Annotated in this window: 20 protein-coding genes and 1 pseudogene; 13 read left to right on the top strand and 8 right to left on the bottom strand. The window is 65.1% G+C overall.

Annotated elements, in window-relative coordinates; all coding sequences use genetic code 11:
• Positions 1 to 92 precede the first annotated feature (92 nt).
• Positions 93 to 485 carry a nuclear transport factor 2 family protein gene (locus QF047_RS01440; protein ID WP_307273137.1) on the bottom strand — a complete coding sequence of 131 codons (393 nt, stop codon included), beginning with the start codon at positions 483 to 485 and terminating at the stop codon, positions 93 to 95.
• Between the two features lie 161 nt (positions 486 to 646).
• A pseudogene (locus QF047_RS01435) lies at positions 647 to 1,103 on the bottom strand (nucleoside deaminase).
• A gap of 162 nt (positions 1,104 to 1,265) precedes the next feature.
• Between QF047_RS01435 and QF047_RS01430 the strand changes: the two are divergent.
• The 8 genes from QF047_RS01430 to QF047_RS01395 all read left to right on the top strand — a co-directional run bounded on the left by QF047_RS01430 (position 1,266) and on the right by QF047_RS01395 (position 8,746).
• On the top strand, positions 1,266 to 1,838 hold the full coding sequence (locus QF047_RS01430; RefSeq protein WP_307273135.1) for an SRPBCC family protein: 573 nt from the start codon (positions 1,266 to 1,268) through the stop codon (positions 1,836 to 1,838).
• 81 nt (positions 1,839 to 1,919) lie between these two features.
• Positions 1,920 to 2,426: an isoprenylcysteine carboxylmethyltransferase family protein gene (locus QF047_RS01425; protein WP_307273133.1), complete on the top strand. Its 507-nt coding sequence runs from the start codon at positions 1,920 to 1,922 to the stop codon at positions 2,424 to 2,426.
• A gap of 24 nt (positions 2,427 to 2,450) precedes the next feature.
• Complete coding sequence (locus tag QF047_RS01420; protein WP_307273131.1) at positions 2,451 to 2,804, top strand: hypothetical protein; 354 nt, start codon at positions 2,451 to 2,453, stop codon at positions 2,802 to 2,804.
• An 84-nt stretch (positions 2,805 to 2,888) separates the two neighbouring features.
• On the top strand, positions 2,889 to 3,875 hold the full coding sequence (locus tag QF047_RS01415; RefSeq protein ID WP_307273129.1) for an aldo/keto reductase: 987 nt from the start codon (positions 2,889 to 2,891) through the stop codon (positions 3,873 to 3,875).
• Positions 3,876 to 4,024: 149 nt separating this feature from the next.
• Positions 4,025 to 5,089 carry a biotin synthase BioB gene (gene bioB / locus QF047_RS01410; RefSeq protein ID WP_307273127.1) on the top strand — a complete coding sequence of 355 codons (1,065 nt, stop codon included), beginning with the start codon at positions 4,025 to 4,027 and terminating at the stop codon, positions 5,087 to 5,089.
• Positions 5,090 to 5,850: 761 nt separating this feature from the next.
• The gene (locus QF047_RS01405; RefSeq protein ID WP_307273124.1) at positions 5,851 to 6,327 is read left to right on the top strand and encodes a hypothetical protein; all 477 of its coding nucleotides are present in this window, start codon (positions 5,851 to 5,853) and stop codon (positions 6,325 to 6,327) included.
• On the top strand, positions 6,324 to 8,210 hold the full coding sequence (locus tag QF047_RS01400) for a glycoside hydrolase family 15 protein (protein ID WP_307273122.1): 1,887 nt from the start codon (positions 6,324 to 6,326) through the stop codon (positions 8,208 to 8,210). Before QF047_RS01405 ends, QF047_RS01400 begins: the two co-directional genes overlap by 4 nt.
• The gene (locus QF047_RS01395) at positions 8,210 to 8,746 is read left to right on the top strand and encodes a DUF2231 domain-containing protein (protein ID WP_307273120.1); all 537 of its coding nucleotides are present in this window, start codon (positions 8,210 to 8,212) and stop codon (positions 8,744 to 8,746) included. The genes QF047_RS01400 and QF047_RS01395 overlap by 1 nt, the downstream gene beginning before the upstream one ends.
• 111 nt (positions 8,747 to 8,857) lie before the next feature.
• Here the strand turns inward: QF047_RS01395 and QF047_RS01390 are convergent, their stop codons facing one another.
• The 3 genes from QF047_RS01390 to QF047_RS01380 all read right to left on the bottom strand — a co-directional run bounded on the left by QF047_RS01390 (position 8,858) and on the right by QF047_RS01380 (position 10,715).
• Positions 8,858 to 9,160, bottom strand: coding sequence for a DUF1304 family protein (locus QF047_RS01390; RefSeq protein WP_307273118.1), 303 nt, complete (start codon positions 9,158 to 9,160; stop codon positions 8,858 to 8,860).
• Positions 9,161 to 9,169: 9 nt separating this feature from the next.
• The gene (locus QF047_RS01385; protein WP_307273116.1) at positions 9,170 to 10,315 is read right to left on the bottom strand and encodes a C45 family peptidase; all 1,146 of its coding nucleotides are present in this window, start codon (positions 10,313 to 10,315) and stop codon (positions 9,170 to 9,172) included.
• Positions 10,316 to 10,526: 211 nt separating this feature from the next.
• Positions 10,527 to 10,715, bottom strand: a complete 189-nt coding sequence (locus tag QF047_RS01380; protein ID WP_306636069.1) for a hypothetical protein — start codon at positions 10,713 to 10,715, stop codon at positions 10,527 to 10,529.
• 309 nt (positions 10,716 to 11,024) lie between these two features.
• On the opposite strand from QF047_RS01380, the gene QF047_RS01375 reads away from it, so the two are divergent.
• Positions 11,025 to 12,209 (top strand): rhamnogalacturonan acetylesterase, encoded by a 1,185-nt coding sequence (locus tag QF047_RS01375; RefSeq protein WP_307273113.1) that lies wholly within the window; start codon positions 11,025 to 11,027, stop codon positions 12,207 to 12,209.
• 52 nt (positions 12,210 to 12,261) lie between these two features.
• Here QF047_RS01375 and QF047_RS01370 read toward each other — a convergent pair whose 3' ends face one another.
• Positions 12,262 to 13,017, bottom strand: coding sequence for a ZIP family metal transporter (locus QF047_RS01370; RefSeq protein ID WP_306636073.1), 756 nt, complete (start codon positions 13,015 to 13,017; stop codon positions 12,262 to 12,264).
• Between the two features lie 330 nt (positions 13,018 to 13,347).
• On the opposite strand from QF047_RS01370, the gene QF047_RS01365 reads away from it, so the two are divergent.
• Positions 13,348 to 13,821: a sensor histidine kinase gene (locus tag QF047_RS01365; RefSeq protein WP_306636075.1), complete on the top strand. Its 474-nt coding sequence runs from the start codon at positions 13,348 to 13,350 to the stop codon at positions 13,819 to 13,821.
• Positions 13,822 to 13,894: 73 nt separating this feature from the next.
• Here QF047_RS01365 and QF047_RS01360 read toward each other — a convergent pair whose 3' ends face one another.
• Complete coding sequence (locus QF047_RS01360) at positions 13,895 to 14,506, bottom strand: NADPH-dependent FMN reductase (protein WP_307273106.1); 612 nt, start codon at positions 14,504 to 14,506, stop codon at positions 13,895 to 13,897.
• A 211-nt stretch (positions 14,507 to 14,717) separates the two neighbouring features.
• On the opposite strand from QF047_RS01360, the gene QF047_RS01355 reads away from it, so the two are divergent.
• The 3 genes from QF047_RS01355 to QF047_RS01345 all read left to right on the top strand — a co-directional run bounded on the left by QF047_RS01355 (position 14,718) and on the right by QF047_RS01345 (position 18,819).
• Positions 14,718 to 14,882 (top strand): hypothetical protein, encoded by a 165-nt coding sequence (locus tag QF047_RS01355; RefSeq protein WP_307273103.1) that lies wholly within the window; start codon positions 14,718 to 14,720, stop codon positions 14,880 to 14,882.
• A gap of 159 nt (positions 14,883 to 15,041) precedes the next feature.
• Entirely contained in the window at positions 15,042 to 17,687 is a 2,646-nt protein-coding gene (locus QF047_RS01350) for a Tat pathway signal sequence domain protein (protein ID WP_307273100.1), read from the top strand.
• Between the two features lie 142 nt (positions 17,688 to 17,829).
• Entirely contained in the window at positions 17,830 to 18,819 is a 990-nt protein-coding gene (locus tag QF047_RS01345; protein ID WP_307273097.1) for an SRPBCC family protein, read from the top strand.
• Between the two features lie 142 nt (positions 18,820 to 18,961).
• On the opposite strand, the gene QF047_RS01340 is transcribed toward QF047_RS01345, so the two are convergent.
• A complete protein-coding gene (locus QF047_RS01340) occupies positions 18,962 to 20,959 on the bottom strand; it encodes a rhamnogalacturonan lyase (protein WP_307273095.1) in 1,998 nt (665 codons plus the stop codon).
• Positions 20,960 to 21,111: the final 152 nt, after the last annotated feature.

Raw genomic sequence — 21,111 nt, 5'->3', positions numbered from 1 at the left:
GAGCCGGACCGCTTCGACCTGAGCTAAGTTCATCTGATGAAGACGCGTCCGGGCCGGCTGCGGTTTGCGGCCGGCCCGGAGCGCTGCTCGTGTCAGGCCCAGAAGTCGGCGGCCACGGCGGTGTCCTCCTGGAACTCGCTGACTTCCGTGACTTTCCCGTCTCTCAGCGTGAACACGAGGACGCCGTTCTGTTTCATCGACTTCCCGTTCCGCTCTGCTTGAGCGGTTTGCAGGGCCACCGTGTGACGCTCCCCGGGGATAACGTCCTGCAGGTCAACTTTGACCGTGCCGTCTGACCGGGAAAACAATTCACCGAAATAGCCCATGATGGCCTGTTGGCCCTGTTTATCGCCGGAGAGGCCGCTGGTGCCGCCCACACGGTAGACCGCATCGTCGGCGAAGAGGCCCCGGAGGCCCTCCACATCGCCGGCGTTGAAGGCCTCATAACCGCGCCGCACCACTGCGGCGTCTTCCTGAATTCCCATCTCGAACCCTTTCCGTCGTTGTCGTCCGGGTCCCAGCGCAGTCAGCATAGGCCTGCCCAGTGCGGTTGTCCACGGGTGCGAGTACGCCTCGAATTACCCCACCGGTGGCAAGGTTTTGGGGTCTAAGGGAGCAAGCTGGATCGGCGCCTTTGTGCAGTTGATTACTCGGCGATGTCCTCCGCCCACAGTTCAGGGTGTTCATTCTGGAACGTGCGCATCATGTCAACGCACCGGTCATCGTTCAAGACCACTACTTCGACCCCACGTGATCGCAGAAGGTCGAATTCGCCGGGGGAACGTCTCTGCCTCGCCCACCACCACGCGCGGAATCTTGAACTGGATGATGGTCCCGGTACACATCGCACAAGGTGCCAGGGTGGTGTAAAGGGTCATGTCCCGGTAGCTCTTCTGGCGGCCGGCAACGCGCAGTGCAGACATCTCGCCGTGGGCGATCGGGTCACCATTCTGGACACGCTCGTTGTGCCCGCTGGCTATCACTTCCCCGCCGCGGGCCAAGGCAGCGCCGATCGGGATGCCGCCCTCCCGGAGGCTCTTTTGCGCGGCTTCGTAGGCAGCTTCGAAAACCGGATCTACGGTGACTCGTTCAGTTTCAGTCATGGGTGCAGTCTAAGTGGCCGGGTTTAGTTGTGTTGATGGCTGGGAGGACAAGCGCTGAGCTCTCGCAAGCATCCCGTTAAAGCCTGCGGAACCGGGCCGTTGACCACGTGCAACGGCGTGAGTACTGTGGGTCAACTATCGAACCTTGCCCTGGAGGCAACAATGGCCGGCAAGTCGAAAAGCAGCAACGACTACGAGTTCCTGACCGTCTGGCGCGTGGCCGGTACCCCGCACGAGGTGGTGGACATTCTTGGTGATGCCGGAACCTTGGCCCGCTGGTGGCCCTCCGTGTATTTGGAGGTTGTGCCGCTGGATCCCGGCAACCCGGATGGGACTGGCAAGGCGTTCTCCCTGCGCACCAAGGGCTGGCTGCCCTACACCCTCAAATGGCAGCTCACCGTCACCGAGCCCGTCACGGAACAAGGACTCGCCCTCTCCGCCCACGGTGACCTCAACGGCACCGGACGCTGGACGTTCGAACAGGACGGGCCGGAAACGGTGGTCACCTACGACTGGCGGGTCAGTACGTCGAAACCGCTGCTGCGCCGGCTGAGCTGGCTGCTCAAGCCCGCTTTCTCCGCGAACCACCGTTGGGCCATGGCCCGCGGGCAGGAAGCACTCGCCCTGGAACTACGACGACGACGTCCCGGCGCGGATCCCGCCAAAATCCCCCAGCCTGCGCCTCCCACGTTTGCAGGCCGGCACCGCCGGCCCACGAGTACAACGCACGCCTGACAAGAACTGCGGGGAACTCTGCGGGTTGCCCAACCCGGGCTGACTGCCCCAAAGGGAGCAGCTTGGGCTAGCCTGACGTTCATGGCCCGGTCAGGCTCTCCCGCACGCGCATGGATCGGAACGATCGTGTTCCTGTTCCTCGCGTCGGGTATCGTCGCAGGCTTCATCCCGTGGCTCATTTCCGGTTGGCGGCCGTATGACTGGGGAGGCGCGGCCTGGGTGGTGCCGGTTGCCTGGATCGCCATCGCCCTCGGAGTGGCCTTCCTCCTGCACGCATTCGCGCTGTTCGCCCAGCACCGCGGAACGCCGGCTCCGGTCGCTCCGACCGAGACGCTCGTGGTCACCGGGGTGTACCGATTCGTGCGCAATCCGATGTACCTCGCGGTACTCACGATCATCCTCGGCCAGGCGCTGCTGTTCGCCAGCTGGGGGCTCGTGCTCTACGCCGCAATCGCACTCATCGCGGTGGTCGCGTTTGTGAAAGGCTACGAGGAGCCCACCCTCACCGGCACCTACGGCGAGCAGTACCGCAACTACCGGCGTAATGTCCCGGGATGGTGGCCGCGGCTCAGGCCGTGGCGGGGGTGACAAAGCCGGACGGTCTGGCACTCATTGGTCCTTCTCCGAGTCAATGAAACCTGGCTGCCCGCCGTCTGGATCGGTGCCGTGCTCGGAGGTGTTGGTTTCGGTGGCTCATTCGGCGGCCAGCTTCGGCTGATCGGCCCGCACATCCAGCCGCACCAACGCGCCGGCGTCTTCTCAGGTATCTATGCCGCCGCGTATCTGGCATTCAGCGTCCCCGTGATCATCGCGGGCCAACTCGTGCCCCTTCTCGGACTGGTCCCCACCCTGCAGTCCTACGCAGGCGCCATCATCGCCTTTGCCGCTTTGGCCATCGTCATCCAGGCGGCACGGCTGCGGCAGGACATCGCGCTTAAGCCAGCAACCGCCAGTTCTGCCGCCTGACACGAAGTCCCGGCTTTCATTGACAGTCTCCTGCTCCCTCTTTAGGCTCCTGCCATCGCGGATACGGAACCGAAGGAGCAGTGCGTGGACCAGGACAGCAGGCAGTTACGGGAGCAGCTTGGCCGGCTCGGCTTTGGCGGTACGGGAGTAGGCAACCTGTACCGCGCCATCTCCGACGAGCAGGCGGCGGATACCTTGGAGGCAGCCTGGGACGCGGGCATCCGCTACTTCGACACCGCACCGCACTACGGGCTGGGCCTCTCGGAGCGGCGGATGGGCGAAGTCCTGGGCAAGAAACCCCGGCAAGAATTTGTCCTCTCCACCAAGGTGGGCAGGGTCCTGGTGCCGTCGCCTGCAATGGAGGATGCCCGGGACCCGGAGGGATTTGACGTGCCCGCTGCGCTGCGGCGCGAGTGGGACCCCTCCGAGGCCGGGGTAAGGCGAAGCATCGAAGACTCGCTGGAACGGTTGGGCCTGGACTACATCGATATCGCCTACCTGCACGATCCCGATGTCTACAGCATGGAAGATGCGGTGAGTTCCGCCCTTCCCGCCCTGGAGAAAGTCCGGGCGGAAGGACTGGTGCGGGCCATCGGCGTCGGGACCAACACCGCCGGAGCCGCCCTCCAGTGCGTCGAGGCGGCAAACCTGGATTTCCTCATGCTGGCCGGCAGGTTCACCATGCTGGAACAGCCCGGCTCGGACGGCCGCCCAGGCGAGGGGCTGCTGGACCGATGCCTTGAGCTGGGCACAGGGGTGGTGAGCGTCGGCGTTTACAACTCCGGCATCCTCGCCAAACCCGAGCTGCCTTCCGATGCCCATTACAACTACTCCCAAGCCAGCGAAGAGATCCTGGAACGGGCCAGGCTGCTGGCCGGGATCTGCAAAGAACACGACGTCGAGCTTCCCACCGCCGCCATCCAGTTCCCCTTCCGCCACCCCGCCGTCGTCAACGTCACCGTGGGAGCCAGCAACCCGGAACAGATCAGCCAAAGCGCCGAGCGCATGTCCGCTGAGGTCCCCGGGGAATTGTGGCAGGACCTGCAGGAGCGCGGACTGATCCCGGCCTGACCCGAAATCCAGCCCGCGCGTTACTGAAGCTGGTCCTGCCCTTTACTGGATCTGTCAAAATCTTGTCGAATCCCTCCAAAATGGGGCCGCCAAGGGAGAACTAGCGTCTGCTGTGAGGAACTTCCACGGCAAGCGCAAAGGACCAATCAATGACGATCCAGGAAAATGTACGGACAAGCCCGAAGTCCGCGAGCGTCGGCAAGGACTATCAGAGCAAGGGCCATCACATCCTGGAGATCGCCCGCCAGCAGGTTCTCGAGGACGGCATCGGCCTGACCCAGGCTCAGCTCGAAGAGGTCCTTCGCCTCCCGGACGAGGCACTTCCCGCCGCCTTGGACTTGGCGCACCAGGTCCGGCTCCGGCACTGCGGCGAGGACGTGGAGGTGGAAGGCATCATCTCCATCAAAACGGGCGGCTGCCCTGAAGACTGCCATTTCTGCGGCCAATCCGGGCTCTTCGACTCCCCCGTCCGCGGCGTCTGGCTGGACATCCCCGAACTGGTCAAGGCCGCCAAGGAAACCGCCGCCACCGGAGCCACCGAGTTCTGCATCGTTGCCGCCGTCCGCGGACCCGACATCAAGCTGATGAACCAGATCAAATTCGCCATTGACCGCATCAACGAAGAAGTGGACATCAACATCGCCTGCTCGCTGGGCATGCTGACCCGGCGCCAGGTGGACCAGCTCAAGGACTGGGGCGTCCACCGCTACAACCACAACCTTGAAACAGCGCGCAGCTACTTCCCCGAAGTCGTCACCACCCACACCTATGAGGAACGGCTGGAGACCTGCAATATGGTCAAGGACGCCGGCATGGAATTGTGCTGCGGCGCCCTGATCGGCATGGGCGAAAGCGTGGAGCAGCGGGCAGAACTCGCCGCCCAGCTCGCAGCCCTGGAACCCCACGAAGTCCCGCTGAACTTCCTCAACCCCCGCCCCGGAACCCCGCTGGAAAACCAGGGCATCATGGACGGCAAGGACGCCCTCCGCGCCATCGCCGCCTTCCGCCTTGCCATGCCCAAAACCGTCCTCCGTTACGCCGGCGGACGCGAACTCACCCTGGGCGACCTCGGCACGCGCGACGGCCTGCTCGGCGGAATCAACGCCGTCATCGTCGGCAACTACCTCACCACTCTCGGCCGCCCCGCCACCGCAGACCTGAACCTCCTCGTGGACCTCAACATGCCTATCAAGGAACTCCAGAAGACGCTATGAGCGGAGTTTCGCTCGGGGTTTCGACAGGCTCAACCACCGGAGTTTCGACAGGCTCAACCACCGGAGTTTCGCTCGGGGTTTCGCTCCCCAACCGCCCCCTCCCCTCGCAAGCTCGGCCAGGGAACCCGGCGGTCGTGGGCCCCGGCTCAACCACCGGGGACTATTGCGGGCACTGCGGGGAGCCGTCCGACGGCGGCGGCGGTCCGCCGTCGGACGTTCACCAACGCTGCGGCGAGCGCCTGGCGATGGAGCCGCCACGGTATTGCGCCACGTGCCGGCGCCGGATGAAAGTCCAGGTGGCACCGCTGGGCTGGACGGCAGAGTGCTCCAGGCACGGGGTGATTGCCTCGTGACGGATGGCAGGGACCATAGGATCTTGTGATGGCCCAACTCGTGCGCCCGAACAAACTTCCACTCGTCCTGGCTGGAAGCATCCGCCGAGTTCGCCGGTGCCCGCCAGGACGGACCGGGGGGCAGACGGCTGGTCCCCCGACGAGCTTAAAGACCCGCAGGCGGCGGCGTGTATGAGGACACCCGCAACCGCAAGCGCCACTATTGGATCAAGACGGCGCCGTAAACGCCTGGGCGTGGCCCGCTGACGCTGGATACACCTCTCTAAAACGACTTTGCTTGTTTAAAAGCCTTGCGCCTTCTAAAATTAGAAAATCTACTTTTAGAAGGAGTCCACAATGCAGTGGCGGGATCCGGCGCTGATGTTCCGGCGCTTCCAGCACCTAGGCGCCAGGACCAGGTGACGTGGAATGGACTGGCAAGGCTGGGCCGTGTTCGGGCTGCTGGCAACCTCCGCGCTGACCGCGGTGATGATCGCCGCCCAGATGGCGGGGCTGACCAGGCTGGACCTCCCGCTGGTGCTGGGAACTTTGGTAACGCCTGACCCGGACAAGGCCAGGGTGGCGGGATTCTTTATCCATCTCGCCGCGGGGCAGGGTTTCGCCCTGGGCTACGCCGCCGTGTTCGCGCTCCTGGGGCAGGCAACCTGGTGGCTCGGTGCCCTGCTGGGACTGCTCCACGTAGCGGTGGCACTCACGGTCATCCTGCCCCTGCTGCCCGGCGTCCACCCGAGAATGGCAACCACCAGGGCGGGGCTCAGTACGACGGCGGCGCTGGAGCCACCCGGCCTGCTAGGCCTGAACTACGGCATTCAGACTCCGGCCGTGGCCGGGGTGGCCCACGTGATCTACGGTGCAGTGCTTGGACTTCTTCTGGGGGCACGATGAGCGTCAATCACCTGGACCCCGCCCCCCACCAGCTTGACCGGACCGTCCCCCTCCGGGCGCAGGAAAGGCCCACCCCCATCGCGGATTATGGGCTCCTTGGCGATACTCGGACCGCCGCCCTTGTCTCCAGTGCCGGGTCAGTGGACTGGCTTTGCGCCCCCGCGTTCGACGGCGAGTCACTCTTTGGTGCCTTGCTGGGAGGACCGGAGGCGGGCAGGTTCCTCGCAGGTCCCGCAGGTCCGGCCACCGTGGTTTCCCGCGAATACCGAGAAAATACGGCGACGCTGGAAACGGTGTGGGCGGCCGGGAAGGGCCGGCTCGTTCTCACCGAGGCCATGATCGCCGAAGTGGCCGGCGAGCTGCTGCCCACCACCATCCTGGTCAGGCGCCTGTCCGCGGAAGGGTCACCGGTACCCGTCACGGTACTTTTCGACCCGCGGGTCGGCGAAAACCACCGCCTGCCGCGGGTGCGGCGGGGGCACGACGTCGTCTGCAACTGGGGTCCCCTGGCAGCTTCCCTTGGAGCGAGCCCCCGCCTCGGACTCGAGCCCGGGCGCCCCCTTACCTTCGACGTCACTCCGGGAAAACCCCTGACACTTGTCCTGGCATTGGCCTTCGGCGAACCCCTGATCCACCTGGATCCGGCGGCAGCGTGGGACCTCGTTGCAAGGGACGAAGCCAGCTGGCGGGCATGGACCGAGGAGATTGACGAAACCATCCCCTACCGCCAGGAGGTGGTGCGGAGCCTGCTCACACTCCGGCTCCTCACCTACTCCCCCTCGGGAGCTCCGGTGGCCGCCCCCACCACATCCCTGCCCGAGGACCCTGGCGGCATACGCAACTGGGACTACAGGTACGCCTGGCCCCGGGACGCCAGCATCGGCGTCGGCGCTTTCCTCCGCGCTGGCAAGACGCAGGAAGCAGAGAACTTCCTTGGCTGGCTCCTCCATGCCAGCCGCCTGCAGCGGCCCCACCTGCCTGCCCTCCTCACGCTGACTGGAGGACTCGTTCCGGCGGAGCGGCAGCTGGCCCACTGGTCCGGCTACGGCGGCAGCAGCCCGGTGCGGACCGGCAACCTCGCTGCCTCACAGCACCAGCTCGACGGTTACGGCTGGGTCATTGACGCCGCCTGGGCGTTCGTGGAGAGCGGCCGCAGGCTGACGTCGGAAACGTGGCGGGCCATGAGGGGCTTCGCGGATCTGGTGGCCGCCACGTGGGAGAAGCCCGACGCCGGCATCTGGGAAGTACGCGGTGACCCTGCCCAGCACGTGCACTCCAAAGTCATGGCCTGGCTCGCGCTGGACCGTGCCCTGCGCATCGCGGCCACGGACCGGCTCAGCACGCGGCGCCGGCTCCGCTGGGAAACTGAACGGACCCGGATCGCGGCGGAGCTCCGCACGAACGGCTACAACGAAGCCATGAACTCGTACACCCGCACTTACGGTTCCCAGGACATTGACGCAGCCCTGCTGGTCCTGCCGCTCACGGGCCTGGAAAGGCCGGATTCGCCCCGCCTAACGGGGACCATCGACGCCATCCGCAGGGACTTGTCCGCCGGATTCCCGCTGCTCTATCGCTATCCGCCGGGACAGGATGGCCTCCCGGGGACGGAGGGGGCGTTCCTGCCCTGTTCCTTCTGGCTGGTGCAGGCCCTGGCCAATACCGCCCAGCACGAGGAAGCCTCCGCCCTGTTCGAGGCGCTGCTGGAGAAGGGCTCACCGCTGGGACTCTTCAGCGAGGAGATGGACCCGACCTCCGGCTTGTTTCTCGGCAACTTTCCGCAAGCCCTCACGCATTCCGCGCTGGTGCAGGCCGCACTTGCCCTCCGCGACAACCCGCCCGTCCTCAACCCAACGAACAACCCCCGGAATAAGGAGCAATGATGGAAAATCCCACGGCCCACCAATTGTCCAAGCACCCCAAGACCCCACTGGCGGGACCCTACGGGCACCCGCTCCACCCCACCCTGGTAACCATCCCCATCGGGGCGTGGACGGCGAGCCTTGTTTTCGACGTCGTGGCTCTGCTGGGAAGCGACGACGCACCCTTCCTGACCGGTGCACAGTGGCTGGTGGGAATCGGCATCATCGGGGCACTTGCCGCCGCCGTCTTTGGCCTCATGGATTTCATGACGCTCACGGGCGGAACAGCCGCCCACCGCACAGCACTCGTCCACATGTCGCTGAACCTGACCGCCGTCGCCCTCTTTGCCATCAGCTTTTTCCTCCGGCTGGGGAGCGACAAGCAGGACTTCAGCTTCCTTCCCTTCGTTCTCAGCGTGGTGGGCTACCTGATCGTCGGCGCCTCCGGTTACCTTGGCGGGAAGCTTGCCTACCACTACGGGGTGAGGGTTGCCGATGAGAAAACCCAGAGCGAAGGGTTCAGGCAAGGGTCGGAGAAGAACCTGAACTCACGGTGATGGCGAGGCGACCTGCCAGCTTGCTGAATCACCCAGCGACGAGGAACGCGACGATCCCGATGAGAGGCAGCGATGCTTGACCGATCGCACTCCGCCACAGGCGGTGCTCGGTCACCCACAGCCACGGGCCGAGGATGAGGTGTGCGGCGAGCGCGACGAGGACGATCCAATTCCTGCAGCCCGGGCCTCACCGCCCGAGTTGGCAAGCCAGATCCCGACCCCGATCCCAAGCGCGGTCAGGATGTTGTACATGCCAACATTCATCGCCCACATGCGGACGGCACCTTCGGTTCCCGGTTTCACGTAGAAGATGGAACGGAATCGTTGATCCCCGTGGAAGAAGATTTCCAGCGTCCCGACGGCTACGAGGCTAACAGCGTAGACCCCTGCCGCTATCTGAGTGACAAGGTTCATGCCGGCCTCCTAGTTAGCGCCACCGCGCAGATTACCCGCGTCATTCCACGCGATGGTGTGCCATCGCGTTTGGTCCGGCCGTCCCGGTGCGATCCGGACCACCGGGGGCGCGGTCAGCAGGAACTCGGCTGCGCAAAAGGTCTCGGCCGGCCGCGCGGGCGTGGGCAGCACGCAGAGACCGTTATCGGTCGCGCTGAGAAGCCTCTGCATGTCGCCCAAGCTTCTGATCTGGTCCAGACCGCCCTGCAGGCCGGACATCCGGGTATGGGTCCCATGGGCTTCAAAAGCGTGCAGGCCCTGGTTGGCATCGTCCTCATACGGCGACCACAGAATATGGTTCGTGTGGAGAAGGTTCCTGCTGGCGGGGCCGGCAACACATCCTTCTGAGGAGCACTCGTAACCCCGGATGCCCATAGGGTCCCCCAGGGTGTAATGCTGGCCAGAGGCGTGCGGAATCGATGCAAGATAATCCGAAGCAGCCGCAGCATCCCGGCGTAACAGCAGTTCCCGGATGACAAATGCGACAGGAAGGCCTTCCGTGGCTGCCGGAAGTGCCCGCAAGGTGTTAACGCAGACTGCCAGGCCTGCAGCATTCACGCCCAGAAGTCCGATCATGCCTGCGCCTGAAAGGACAATCTGGTCCGGGCCGTCCCCACTTTCAATCTGCAGAACAATCTGTGATCCACCCATCGCGGCAGGCAGGTCCATGTTCTGTCCCAGCACGGCAGTGGCAGTGTTCTTGCCGCCGTCCTGAATGAATGTGCCGATGGTGCTGCACCCGATGTTGGGATCCCTCTCGTAGCGCCATTCCTCATCCATCAGGTTGTACACAAGAACGTCGTGGAAAGGCTGGCCGCTGCCTGCCGCAATTCCTTCGACCTCCCCGAAGAGATCAGGGCTTAACTCCTTGGCGCTGGCCGCGAATCCGGTGGAGGACAGAAAATCCTCGATGTACTCTTTGGCCGCCATGTTCTCGCGGAGGGCCAGAGATTCCCGCCACCGCTCCATCGCGTCACCGATGAGATCCCGGAACTCCTCTCCATGGGCGTTTCCACGGGCAACCCCGTCACCCTCCACCCGGAGGAGGCGCAGGCCGCCGGCGCTGCCAGGGCCTGAATCAGGTTTGGGAGGGCCGCTGAAATTGCGTGAATCCATGCTCTCTTCCAGTGGTGAATGACGGAAAGCCCCCGCGCGAGTCGCGCTCCAGCGCGGGGGCTTCCCTTGTGCTTCCGCTTTGGGGAAAAACTGGAAGCAGACAGAAATCTACCGGCTGGTAACCTGGCCGGCGGTCAATATTGCCCCTATCGGCCGATTCTTGATTGAACCTTGAGCCGGGGCCGTTTCCGGCAGCTGGAATGGCGCTGGTTCAGTCGGCCTCGGGGTCGCTGGTTGCGTCCGGATCCTCTTCGGGCTCGAAGGTGTTGGGTTCCCCATCGGCGCCGATGCCCACGCCATCCGCGCCGCCGGGAACACCGCCGTCGTTCTTGCCTTTGGAACCCTGTTCACCGCCCTGCAGCTCGTCGTCAGGAAGGGAGTCGGGTGAGTTGATCGTCATTGTTCCTCCTTCAATGGCTGGGCCTCCACGCTAACAGCCCCCGGCGCGAAAGGCGCCGGGACAGCACGAAAATTTGTTCCGTCGGCAGGCAATCCGGGCTACATTCTGGAACAAAAAGGCACATGAAACTACCAAAATCTCTTGACTTCACCTGTTTCGAGCTGTTACAAATTTTGTAAAGCAGCTATGGATGGCTTCGATATCCGCGCACCCCATTCCAACGCAACGGGCTGCTTTGCCCCCTCTTTGAATCGACACAACAACACGACGTCGTGGCCTCGCTTCCACCCGTCATCAAAGGAGATGAACGTGACCGAACCCAATTCGCCCCACCCCTCCCATCAACCGCTCCTGAAGGTTCTGGCCTGCTGCCTCGCCACCGCCGCCCTGGCCACCGGCGCAGGCCTGACCCTCAACGCGCCCGCTGCCTACGCGGAGCCGAGCAACTACAAATTCGATTTCGGCGGCGGTCCGGTCGAACCGGGCTACATCGGCGTCAGCGCGACAGACTCGTACAGCCCGGAAATCCGCTACGGCTTCAACACTCCCGAGCACATGGCGAACGTACCGGCGAAAGGCACCGGAGCCGGGAGCGACGCCGTCCGCTTCCTTGAGTTCGGCACCAAGAGCACCAACACGTTCAACGTGGACCTCAAGGAGGGCCTGTACAAGGTATCGGTCACACTGGGCGACACTTCACGGGCCAGCATCGCGGCCGAGGGCGTGTTCCAGGAGATGAACCTGACGGGCAACGGGGCCACGGCTTCCTTCGAGATTCCCGTGACGGATGGCCAGTTGAACCTGCTGGTCACCGAAGGCAAGGTTGGCACGGCCTTTACGCTGAGCTCGGTGGAGATCGAGAAGGTTTCGCGCCATCCTGAAATGGACCCAACTATCTGGGTTGGCGGTGACTCCACGGTCGCCAGCTACTACCCGCTGGAAACAAGCGTCCAGGGCGGCTGGGGCCAGATGCTGCCGCAGTTTGTGGATCCTGAAGCTTTCAACGTGCGGAACATCGCGACCGGCGGACAGATCGCCCGCGGCTTCCGTAACGACGGCCAGCTTGAGGCGATCCTGCAGTACAGCAAGCCAGGCGACCTGTTCCTGCTGGAAATGGGCATCAACGACACCGCCGCCAAGAACGCCACCACCGAGGCGGAGTTCAAGGAGATCATGCGGGACATGGTCCGGCAGGTTGCAGCCACCGGGGCCACTCCCGTCCTGGTCACGCCGCAGGGCCGGGCCACCGACTTTGTAGACGGCGTCCACTCCTCCGTGGACCGCTGGTACCGCCACTCCACCGTGGCCTTGGCCCAGGAGGAAGGCGTGCATCTGGTGGACCTTAATGTCCTGGCCTCCGAGTACTTCACCGGGATCGGTCCGGAGGCAACACTGGCCCTGTTCATGACCGGCGATACGCTGCACCCCAACCGCGCCGGTGCCACCGAACTGGCACGCCTCGTGGCGGAGGACCTGGCCCGGCAGGGCCTCTGACCAAAGCAATGACGACGGCGGGACGCGCACTGTGCCGCGTCCCGCCGTCGTCCTATCCCCCGAGGTGGTGAACGGTGAAGGCGGTCAGGAAGCCTACCGACGCCGTGAGCCCTGTGAGGTTATGGTGTTCCTCGAAAGCCTCCGGGATCATGGTGTCCGCCAGCATGGCCAGGATTCCCCCGGCAGCCACAGCGGTAATGAACGCCACCAGCTCGCCCGGCGCGTTCTCCAGGGCTGTGTAGCCAATGAGTGAGGCCACCCCGCTGAGCAGGGCGATGCCTCCCCAGAGGCCAAAGACGTAACCGGCGCCCCTGCCGGCTTTCTTCATTCCCGCGGTTCCGGACAGCCCCTCGGGGACGTTGGAGATGAACACGGCCACCATCATTGCCGGGCTCACCGCGCCGCCCGCCAGCATCCCCACGCCAAGAACCACCGATTCCGGTACCCCATCCAGCAGTGCGCCCACCGCAATGGCAGTGCCGCTGCCGGGATCATCGGCCTCGGACGGCTGCTGGTCCCCGGAGCGTTTGCGGTGCTTGGCGCCTGCCCGCGCCAGCAGCATGTTGGCCCCGACGTACACCACCGCTCCCGCCAGGAAGCCCACGGCCGTCGGCCAGAGCCCGCCGCCCTGCACGGCCTCGTCCACCAGTTCGAACGCAAGGGCGGAAATCAGCACCCCGGCGCCGAACGACATGATCGAGGACACCAGCTTGGGCGGCAGCTTCCACCGCCAGGACAACGCCGCGCCCAGGACCAGTGCAGCCCCGGCGGCCGTGCCCCACAACAGTGCCTGCACCCATACCGGCATGTTCCCGCTTCCCGGCCCCAGCAGGGGTCTGTCTCGTCACGGCTGCCGGCACCCCAAGCCGGCCAACCCTCAAAAAGCCCAGCGTAGTACAGGCTCCGGCCCGGTACGGCAGCCAGCTGAGTTGAGGCAGGACCCGTTGAAAACGACAACCGGAGCCACGGCCGGCCATCGGAAGCGGGAATGGCCCCGCTTGCAATGGTGCACACAATCCGTGCGGCCCGTCCGCCGCGCAGAATTGATGCGATCTTGAGGGAAACCTTGCTGCCCATTGACCTTGCAGGTCCACGCTGGAGGCATCGGACCAAATCAGCTTGTGGGGAGCAGGGAGTCATGGGAAACGAAGTAGATTCTGATCAAGTAACCGCCGAGGGAGGCTTGCTCACGGATCAGCATCCGCTCGACTTCTACGCTTTGGGGCTGGCCGGCTGCATCGACCGGCTCACCGGGCCCCTCCGCCAGCGCGGGACCGCCATCCGCTGGGATACCCCGCACTGGGGCATCGAGATCCCTTCAGATTGCGCCACCCTTCTCTACCAGTCGGCCCGCGAAGCGCTCAGCAACGCCTTCAAATATGCCCAGGCCTCGCAGCTCAACCTGCAGCTCGCCGCTGTGGACCACGGAATCCGCCTGGTGGTGTCCGACGACGGCAACGGCTTTGACAGCGACCTCGCCAAATGCGGCCGGCACCACGGCTACGGCCTGCGGCTGATGTCCGTGGCCGTTCATGAGGCCGGCGGAACCATAGACATCTGCTCCGCCCCCGGGCAGGGCACCAGCGTCACGGTAACCATGCCGCTGGACTAAAAGCTCGGATGCCCGCCGTTGCTGGGACGGCGGGCATCCGTACGCCTGGCTGCCTGAGGCAGGAAGCGCCGACTTACCTGGACAACTTCTCCGCGTCGGGTTCGAGGTCGCCGATGTGGCCGGGTGCGTTGGCGGCCAGGACGCGGGCCACGAAGGCGCCGTATTCGTCCATGAAGTGGCGCAGGAACTTCGCGGTCCCCTCGTCCTTGACCTCGCCGTTCTCGCCGAACACCTCAGGGATGAAGTGGATATAGGCTTCCGGGGCGTTCAACTGCGGAGCGTCCAGGAAGCTGAGGACGCTGCGGAACGAGGACTGCATCACTGCAGTGCCGATGCTGCCCACCGAGGCACCAATAATGCCGGTGGGCTTGCGGGCGAACGAATTGCTCCCCCACGGACGCGAGGCCCAGTCGATAGCGTTTTTGAGGGCGCCGGGAATGGAACGGTTGTACTCCGGGGACACGATCAGGATTCCGTCGGAAGCTTCAATTGCCTCCTTGAGGGCGCGGCCTTCCGGCGGAAAGTCGGCGTCGTAGTCGTAGCTGTAGAGGGGTAGGTCCTTGATGGGGATCTCCGTGAACTCCAGGTCCTCGGGAGCCAGTTTGATCAATGCCTGGGAGAGAACCCGGTTGATGGAGCCGGTAGCGAGGCTCCCCACGAAGTAACCGATCTTGAACGGTGCCATGAGTGTTCCTTCCAAGGGCCGGGCAGCGCCCGGCCGTCCATGTTCTGTTTGGAAAAGGTGCCGCCCGTGGCTGGACGGCGCTTGGTGCCACTGCACCACCAGTCCAGCACAGAAGACGGGCCCCGGCCAGAGCAGGGAAGATCCTTGACAGGCCGGGCCGGGGAGCGCTGAATGATCTGTAGCGGAGTTCACGGCCCGGTCAGGAGCAGTCATGAGCGAGAATCCAATGCAGGATGAGCGGGTCCATACGGAGGCACCCGCCGAGGGCGACCCGGATGCGGACGTCTCGGAAATCAGGGTCCACACCCAGGATCCGGCCGAAGGGGCAGATTTGCCGGACGTGCCGGACGTTCCGGCTGCGGGCAAGACCGAATAGCCGCGCGCCCATGGCGGCACCGCCGTACATTTGCCACATCCCGGCTACCCCTTGCATGCGCACCGTCACGCACACTAGGTTTTAACCCGCACTGAGAAAGCGCTTTCCCGCCACGGGCGGCGATTACTGGCGCATCAATCACCAGCGGAATTGGATCACATGACGGACAAGACCCTCATCAGGTGGATCGACGGCGAGGCACCTGCGGAGATCAGCGGCGGAACGACGTGGGGCATGCCTTTTGCCCGCGGAACGGTAGCGGATTCAGGCGGGATTTCGGTCCGGGACGGCGACGGAGAAATTGTGGCCAGCCAGGCCTGGCCCCTGGCCACCTGGCCCGACGGCTCACTCAAGTGGGCAGGAATCGCCCTCCCCGCCACGGATGCACCTTCCCAGGCCTACGCAGTGACGGCCGACGGCGGTGCGTCACCCCGCGAAGGCAGCGTCCCGCCGTCGGGCGCCACCAGAGTCACCGTCACCGAAACTGCCGAGGCGCTCACTGTGGACACCGGCACACTGCAGATGGTGATCGACCGCGGCGGCTCGCACCTCTTTACCAGCCTCACCCGCGGCGGCATCGAGGTAGCACGGAACGCGCGCCTGGTCAGCCTCCTGCAGGACAACGTTACGGAGGGCGCCGGGACGGCAAGCCGCGAGGCCTTCACCGGCGAGGTCACCGCCGTTGTGCTTGAACAGGACGGTCCCGTACGCGCCGTGGTGCGGCTGGAGGGGCACCACCGCCCGGACGCAGCGGGCAGCGGCAAACAGAGCTGGCTGCCGTTCGTGGTCCGGTTCTATTTCTACGCCAACGCCCGCAGCGTCAGGATGGTGCATTCGTTCATCTGGGATGGCGATGCGGAGCAGGACTTCCTGGCCGGGCTCGGCGTCCGGTTCAGCGTGCCGCTTGAGGCTGAGCTCCATGACCGGCACGTCCGGATTGCCGGTGCGGACGGCGGATTCCTGCTCGAAGGTGTCCGCGGGCTGACAGGCCTCCGCCGGGACCCGGGCGGGGAGGTCCGCCGCGCGCAGCTGGACGGCCGTGCCACCCCTCCCCTGGCCGAGTGGAACCCCGAGGTGTCAGAACGCCTGCACCTGATCCCCGCCTGGAACGACTACACGCTAACCCAGCTCAGCGCGGACGGCTTCGAACTGCGCAAACGCACCGCAACGGGCCATGCCTGGGTGGGCATCTCCGGCGGGACCAGGTCGGCCGGATTCTGTTCCCTGACGGATGCCCGCGGCGGGTTCGGGGTGGGCGTCAAGAACTTCTGGCAATCCCATCCGGGCCAGCTGGACATCCGCAACGCGGCCACGGCGGAAGCTTCCCTTACGGCCTGGCTGTACTCCCCGGAGGCGCAGCCAATGGACCTGCGCTTCTACCACGACGGGCTGGGCCAGGACACCTTCGAGGAACAGCTCGAGGGGCTTGAGATCACCTACGAGGACTACGAGCCGGGCTTCGGCAACGCAACCGGCATCGCCCGCACACATGAGTTGACCCTCTTCGCGTACGAATCCACCCCGGCCACGGAAAGCCTCGCCGCCGACGCCGCCGCGGCTTCCGCCCCCGCCCTGCTGCAGGCCACCCCCGGGTACCTGCATTCCGTGGGCGTCTTCGGCGACTGGGACCCTGTGGACCGCAGCACACCTGCCCGCGCCGAGCTGGAAGACCATCTGGATTTCCTCTTCGACTTCTATGCCGGCCAAGTGGAGCAGCGGCGCTGGTACGGCTTCTGGAACTACGGCGACGTGATGCACACCTACGACCACGACCGCCACGTGTGGCGGTACGACGTAGGGGGCTACGCATGGGACAACTCCGAGCTCTCCCCGGACCTTTGGCTTTGGTACTCGTACCTGCGCTCGGGCCGGGCGGACATCTTCCGCTTTGCCGAGGCCATGACCCGGCACACCGGCGAGGTGGACGTCTACCATCTCGGACCGTGGCGCGGCCTCGGCTCCCGGCACAACGTCCAGCACTGGGGCTGCAGCGCCAAGCAGCTCCGGATCAGCACGCCCGCCTACCGCCGCTTCTACTACTACCTGACGGCGGACGAGCGCACGGGAGACCTGCTCACCGAACTGGTGGACAGCGACCAGAACTTCCTGGGGCTGGATCCAGTACGGAAGGTTCGGCCGGACGCTGACACCTACCGGCCGAACCGGAACGCCCTGGGCGTGGGGCTCGGCACGGACTGGGGATCTCTTGCAGCCACCTGGCTCACAGACTGGGAGCGCACCGGGAACCCGCGCTCCCGCGACCGGCTCCTGGGCACCATGGCAGACATCGGCGCCCTCAAGTACGGCTTCCTCACGGGCGAGGCCCTGTACGACCTGGACATGGGACGGTTCGATACCGGCCGCGAACTGATCCAGGTGTCCCATCTGAGCGCCGTGTTCGGCCTGGTGGAAATCTGCAGCGAACTGGTGGACCTGGTCCCGGACCCGGACTTTGAACGGGCGTGGCTGCAGTACTGCCGGCTCTTCCTGGCTACAAAGGAGGAGCAGGTGGAGGCAGTGGGCCAGCCGCTGGCGGGCGTCTACCTCACCCAGGCGCACAGCCGGCTGACTGCGTACGCGGCCGCGCGGCTGGACGATCCGGACCTGGCCGCCCGAGCGTGGGAAAGCTTTGCCGAAGGCGGGGAGCACCTGAACCACGAGTCGGCCTTCACGCTGCGGACCATTGAACCGCCGCATGTGCTGCTGCCCGTGGACGAGGCACCCACCGTGTCCACCAACGACACGTCCCAGTTCGGCCTCGCCGTGATCCAGAACCTGGCGCTGATCGGCAAGCACCTGCGCTAGCTCTAACATCCGCATTCCGCCGCCAAGTTCCGCGGTCCTACTTTCGACTCTGGAAACCCGCCCGCCCAAAAGGTATGTTGGTAAGCATGCTGATGATTTTTACCGACTCATCAGCTTCCGGTAAGAAAGCGAAGGAGACGTTATGAGCACGAAGGTGGAAAAACGCATTCTGGTGAACGTACCGGTAAGCACCGCTTACAACCAGTGGACCCAGTTCGAGGAATTCCCGCACTTTATGGGCGGCGTCAAGAGCGTTACGCAGCTCAGTGACGACCGGCTGGAGTGGGTGGCCGAGATCGGCGGCGTCCGCAGGCAGTGGGAAGCCAAGATTTTGGAACAGATTCCGGACCGCAAAGTAGCTTGGGCGGCCACGGAAGGCGCCACGAACGCAGGCGCCGTGGACTTCGAGGACGTGGGCGGCGGCCAGACCTCCATCCAACTGACGCTCGAATACGAGCCCGAAGGACTGATCGAAAAGGTGGGCGACAAGCTCAACGTGGTGGACCGCCAGGCCGAGGCAGACCTGAAGCGGTTCAAGGAATTCATTGAGGACGAGGGCTATGCCAGCGGCGCGTGGCGCGGCAGCGTCAGCTCCGGAGCCCCTGTCGGCACGCCGGGCGTCGAGGATGCGGCAGGATCGCGCGGCGACTCCGGCAAGGCCGGCGTATCCGGCAAGGTTGCTGCAGGCGTTGGCGTTGCCGCGGTGGCAGGCGCAGCCGCCGCCATGGCTGCCGGCACCAACAAGGGCACAACGGAGGCGGCCGACGAAACGGTAACTCCCGTGGTTCCCGGAGAGCCCGTCACCGTCACGCCGCTTACGACCGACACAACCGCCACCGATGCCGCAGCCACCGGCACCACCGGGACGGGCACCTCAACAATGGGCGCCACCGGAACGGGCACCCCAGCAACAGGCACGACGTCGGCAGCCGGCTCCACCGGTTCAGTCGCGGACCTGGGCGATGACAGGATCGGACACGCCTTCGACCAGACGAATGGCCTGGTGGACACCACCGGCGAGTCGGACGAGACGCTTGAGGGCGAGAACCTGAGCGCCGGCGAACGGGCCGAAAACGAGCGCCGGCCCGACGGCGGCCTGCCGCCTCTTGGCGGCAACCTCGGCCAGCACTGACCGGAACCCGACCGCCTGAGGAACATCCCGGCGTCGAACGTTTCGGCGTCGGACGTTCCTCGACAACGGCCGCCCAAGGAAAAGCAAAGCGCCGTCCGCCCCTCCCCCGGGGCGGGCGGCGCTTTGCCGTTGCTGCTTGTTGCTACTTCTCGTCAGCGCCGGCGTAGAAGACTGACGGCGCGGCCGGAGTCTCCATGCCCTCACCGATGAAGAAGCTCGGGTGCGGCGGCTGGTTGTAGGCAACGCTCTCGCGGGCCACACCCGTCCGGTACATGGGATCGTGCATCAGGGTGCGGAGCCGGACCTCAGTGGGCGAGGTGCTGGTGTAGATCCGCAGCTCAGTGCTGTCCGACGACGGGTAGGCCAGCTCCTCCCGCCAGTCACCCAGGAGGTCCGCCTGCACGGACGGGTTGCCCTTGGTGCCGTTGTTGGTCCTTGCACCGGTGGCGGTCAGGAGCCGGTCGCTGGATTCGGTTTCCCAGTTCCACTTCGAGACGGTGGGAACGCCCACCTGCGTGGCGGCGTCGAAGTCGTGGTCAACGATTTCGCGGAGCAGGTCGCCGTCCCACCAGGCCATAAAGTTGGCGGCCGGGATCTTCTCGGAAATCCGTTCCCCCTTCGCGGACATCAGGTATCCAACCGGGGAGTTCCAGGCAGCGTCGCCGCCAACGGCCCATGCTTCGGCCCCTGCGTGGCGGGGATCGATGTCACCGACCGCCCCGCGGCCCGTGTCGCGGGTGGCAGGAATGCTCCAAAGGATTTCACCCGTGGCGGCGTCGCGGAAGGTGGCGCCGCGGTTGCCGCTCTGGCTCATGCTCTCGTGCACGGCGAAGGTCTCCAGGCCCGGGCGGGACGGATCCCAATCGCTCGTGTGGATGGCGTCGCCGTGGCCGAGGCCAGTGTTGTAGAGGGCCTTGCCGTTGTCGTCGATGGTCATGGAGCCAAAGACGAACTCGTCCTTGCCGTCCTGGTCTACGTCAGCCACTGAGAGATTGTGGTTGCCCTGGCCCTTGTACTGGGCTCCCTCAACGTCCGAGTCAAAGGTCCAGCGCTTCACCAGCTTGCCGTCCACCAGGTCATAGGTGACCAGGACCGCGCGGGTGTAGTAGCCACGGCTGAACATCATGGAGGGGTGTTCGCCGTCAAGGTAGGCGACGCCGGCCAAAAAGCGGTCCACCCGGTTGCCGTAGTTATCGCCCCAGGCCGCCACCGAACCGCGCGGCGGGTCGTAAGGCACCGTGTCCATGGCGGCACCGGTGGAACCGTTGAACACGGTGAGGAATTCCGGTCCGGACAGGACGTAGCCGGCGCTGTTCCGGTAGTCCGCCGCCGGGTCGCCGATCACGGTCCCTGCTCCGTCCGTGGTGCCGTCCGCCGTCTTCAGGGACACCTCAGCCTTGCCATCGCCGTCAAAGTCGTACGCGAGGATCTGGGTGTAGTGGGCGCCGGCGCGGATGTTGCGGCCCAGGTCGATGCGCCACAGCTTGGTACCGTCCATCTTGTAGGCGTCCACGTACACGTTGCCGGTGTAGCCGGACTTCGAGTTGTCCTGCGCATTGGTGGGGTTCCAGAGCTGGATGATTTCGTAGGTGCCGTCGCCGTCCAGGTCTGCGACGCTCGAGTCGTTGGCCGTGTAGCTGTAGGGCTTTCCATTCTTGCTGACGCCGTCGGCCGGCTTGTCCAGCTTGATGGCAAGGTAGTTCTGGGCGAGCGGCGTGAACTCGGCGCTGAGCTTGTCCTGCCCGTTGCCGTTGCCCACCGTTTTGATGACGTACTTCGACGTTGCCGTACCCGCAGGGTCAACGTAAGTGGTGGTATCGCGGATGGGCTCATCGGTGAGCTGGACGCCGTCCCGGATCACATGGAAGCCAACGCTGTCCTTGTCCAGGCCCAGCATCCGCCAGCCCAGGGTAACGCCCTGGTCCGTCAGCACCGCCACAGGAGCGCGGTCCAGGTTCTCCATCTGACGCTTGAGTTCTGTGCCCGACTGAGCGGGCGCAGTGCCGGGGTTTGCCTGGGCCAGGGGGAGGCCGGTAAAAGCGAGTGCGGCGGCCGTCAGCGATGCTGCTGCGGCAAGGGGAGCCGCTTTCCAGGCACGGCCGGCCCGGGATGCGGGGGAACATTTCGAGTGGTAAGGCAAAAGGACATCTCCTTTGATGCGTCGGCAGCTGAGTCTGCGGCACGACAGTTGGAACGTTTCACTCCCCGTCGCAATCGAACCTTTCTGGGTGGTTCGAGCGGTGTGAAGCAGGAGGGAAAGCGCTTTCTGCCCTTTAGGTTTATCAGCGTGCT

It is taken from the genome of Arthrobacter sp. W4I7 (assembly GCF_030816215.1).
GTDB classification, from domain to species: Bacteria; Actinomycetota; Actinomycetes; order Actinomycetales; family Micrococcaceae; genus Arthrobacter; species Arthrobacter siccitolerans_A.
The sequence above is the reverse complement of the archived record's forward strand: the minus strand, read 5'-3'. Positions and strand labels throughout refer to the sequence as shown.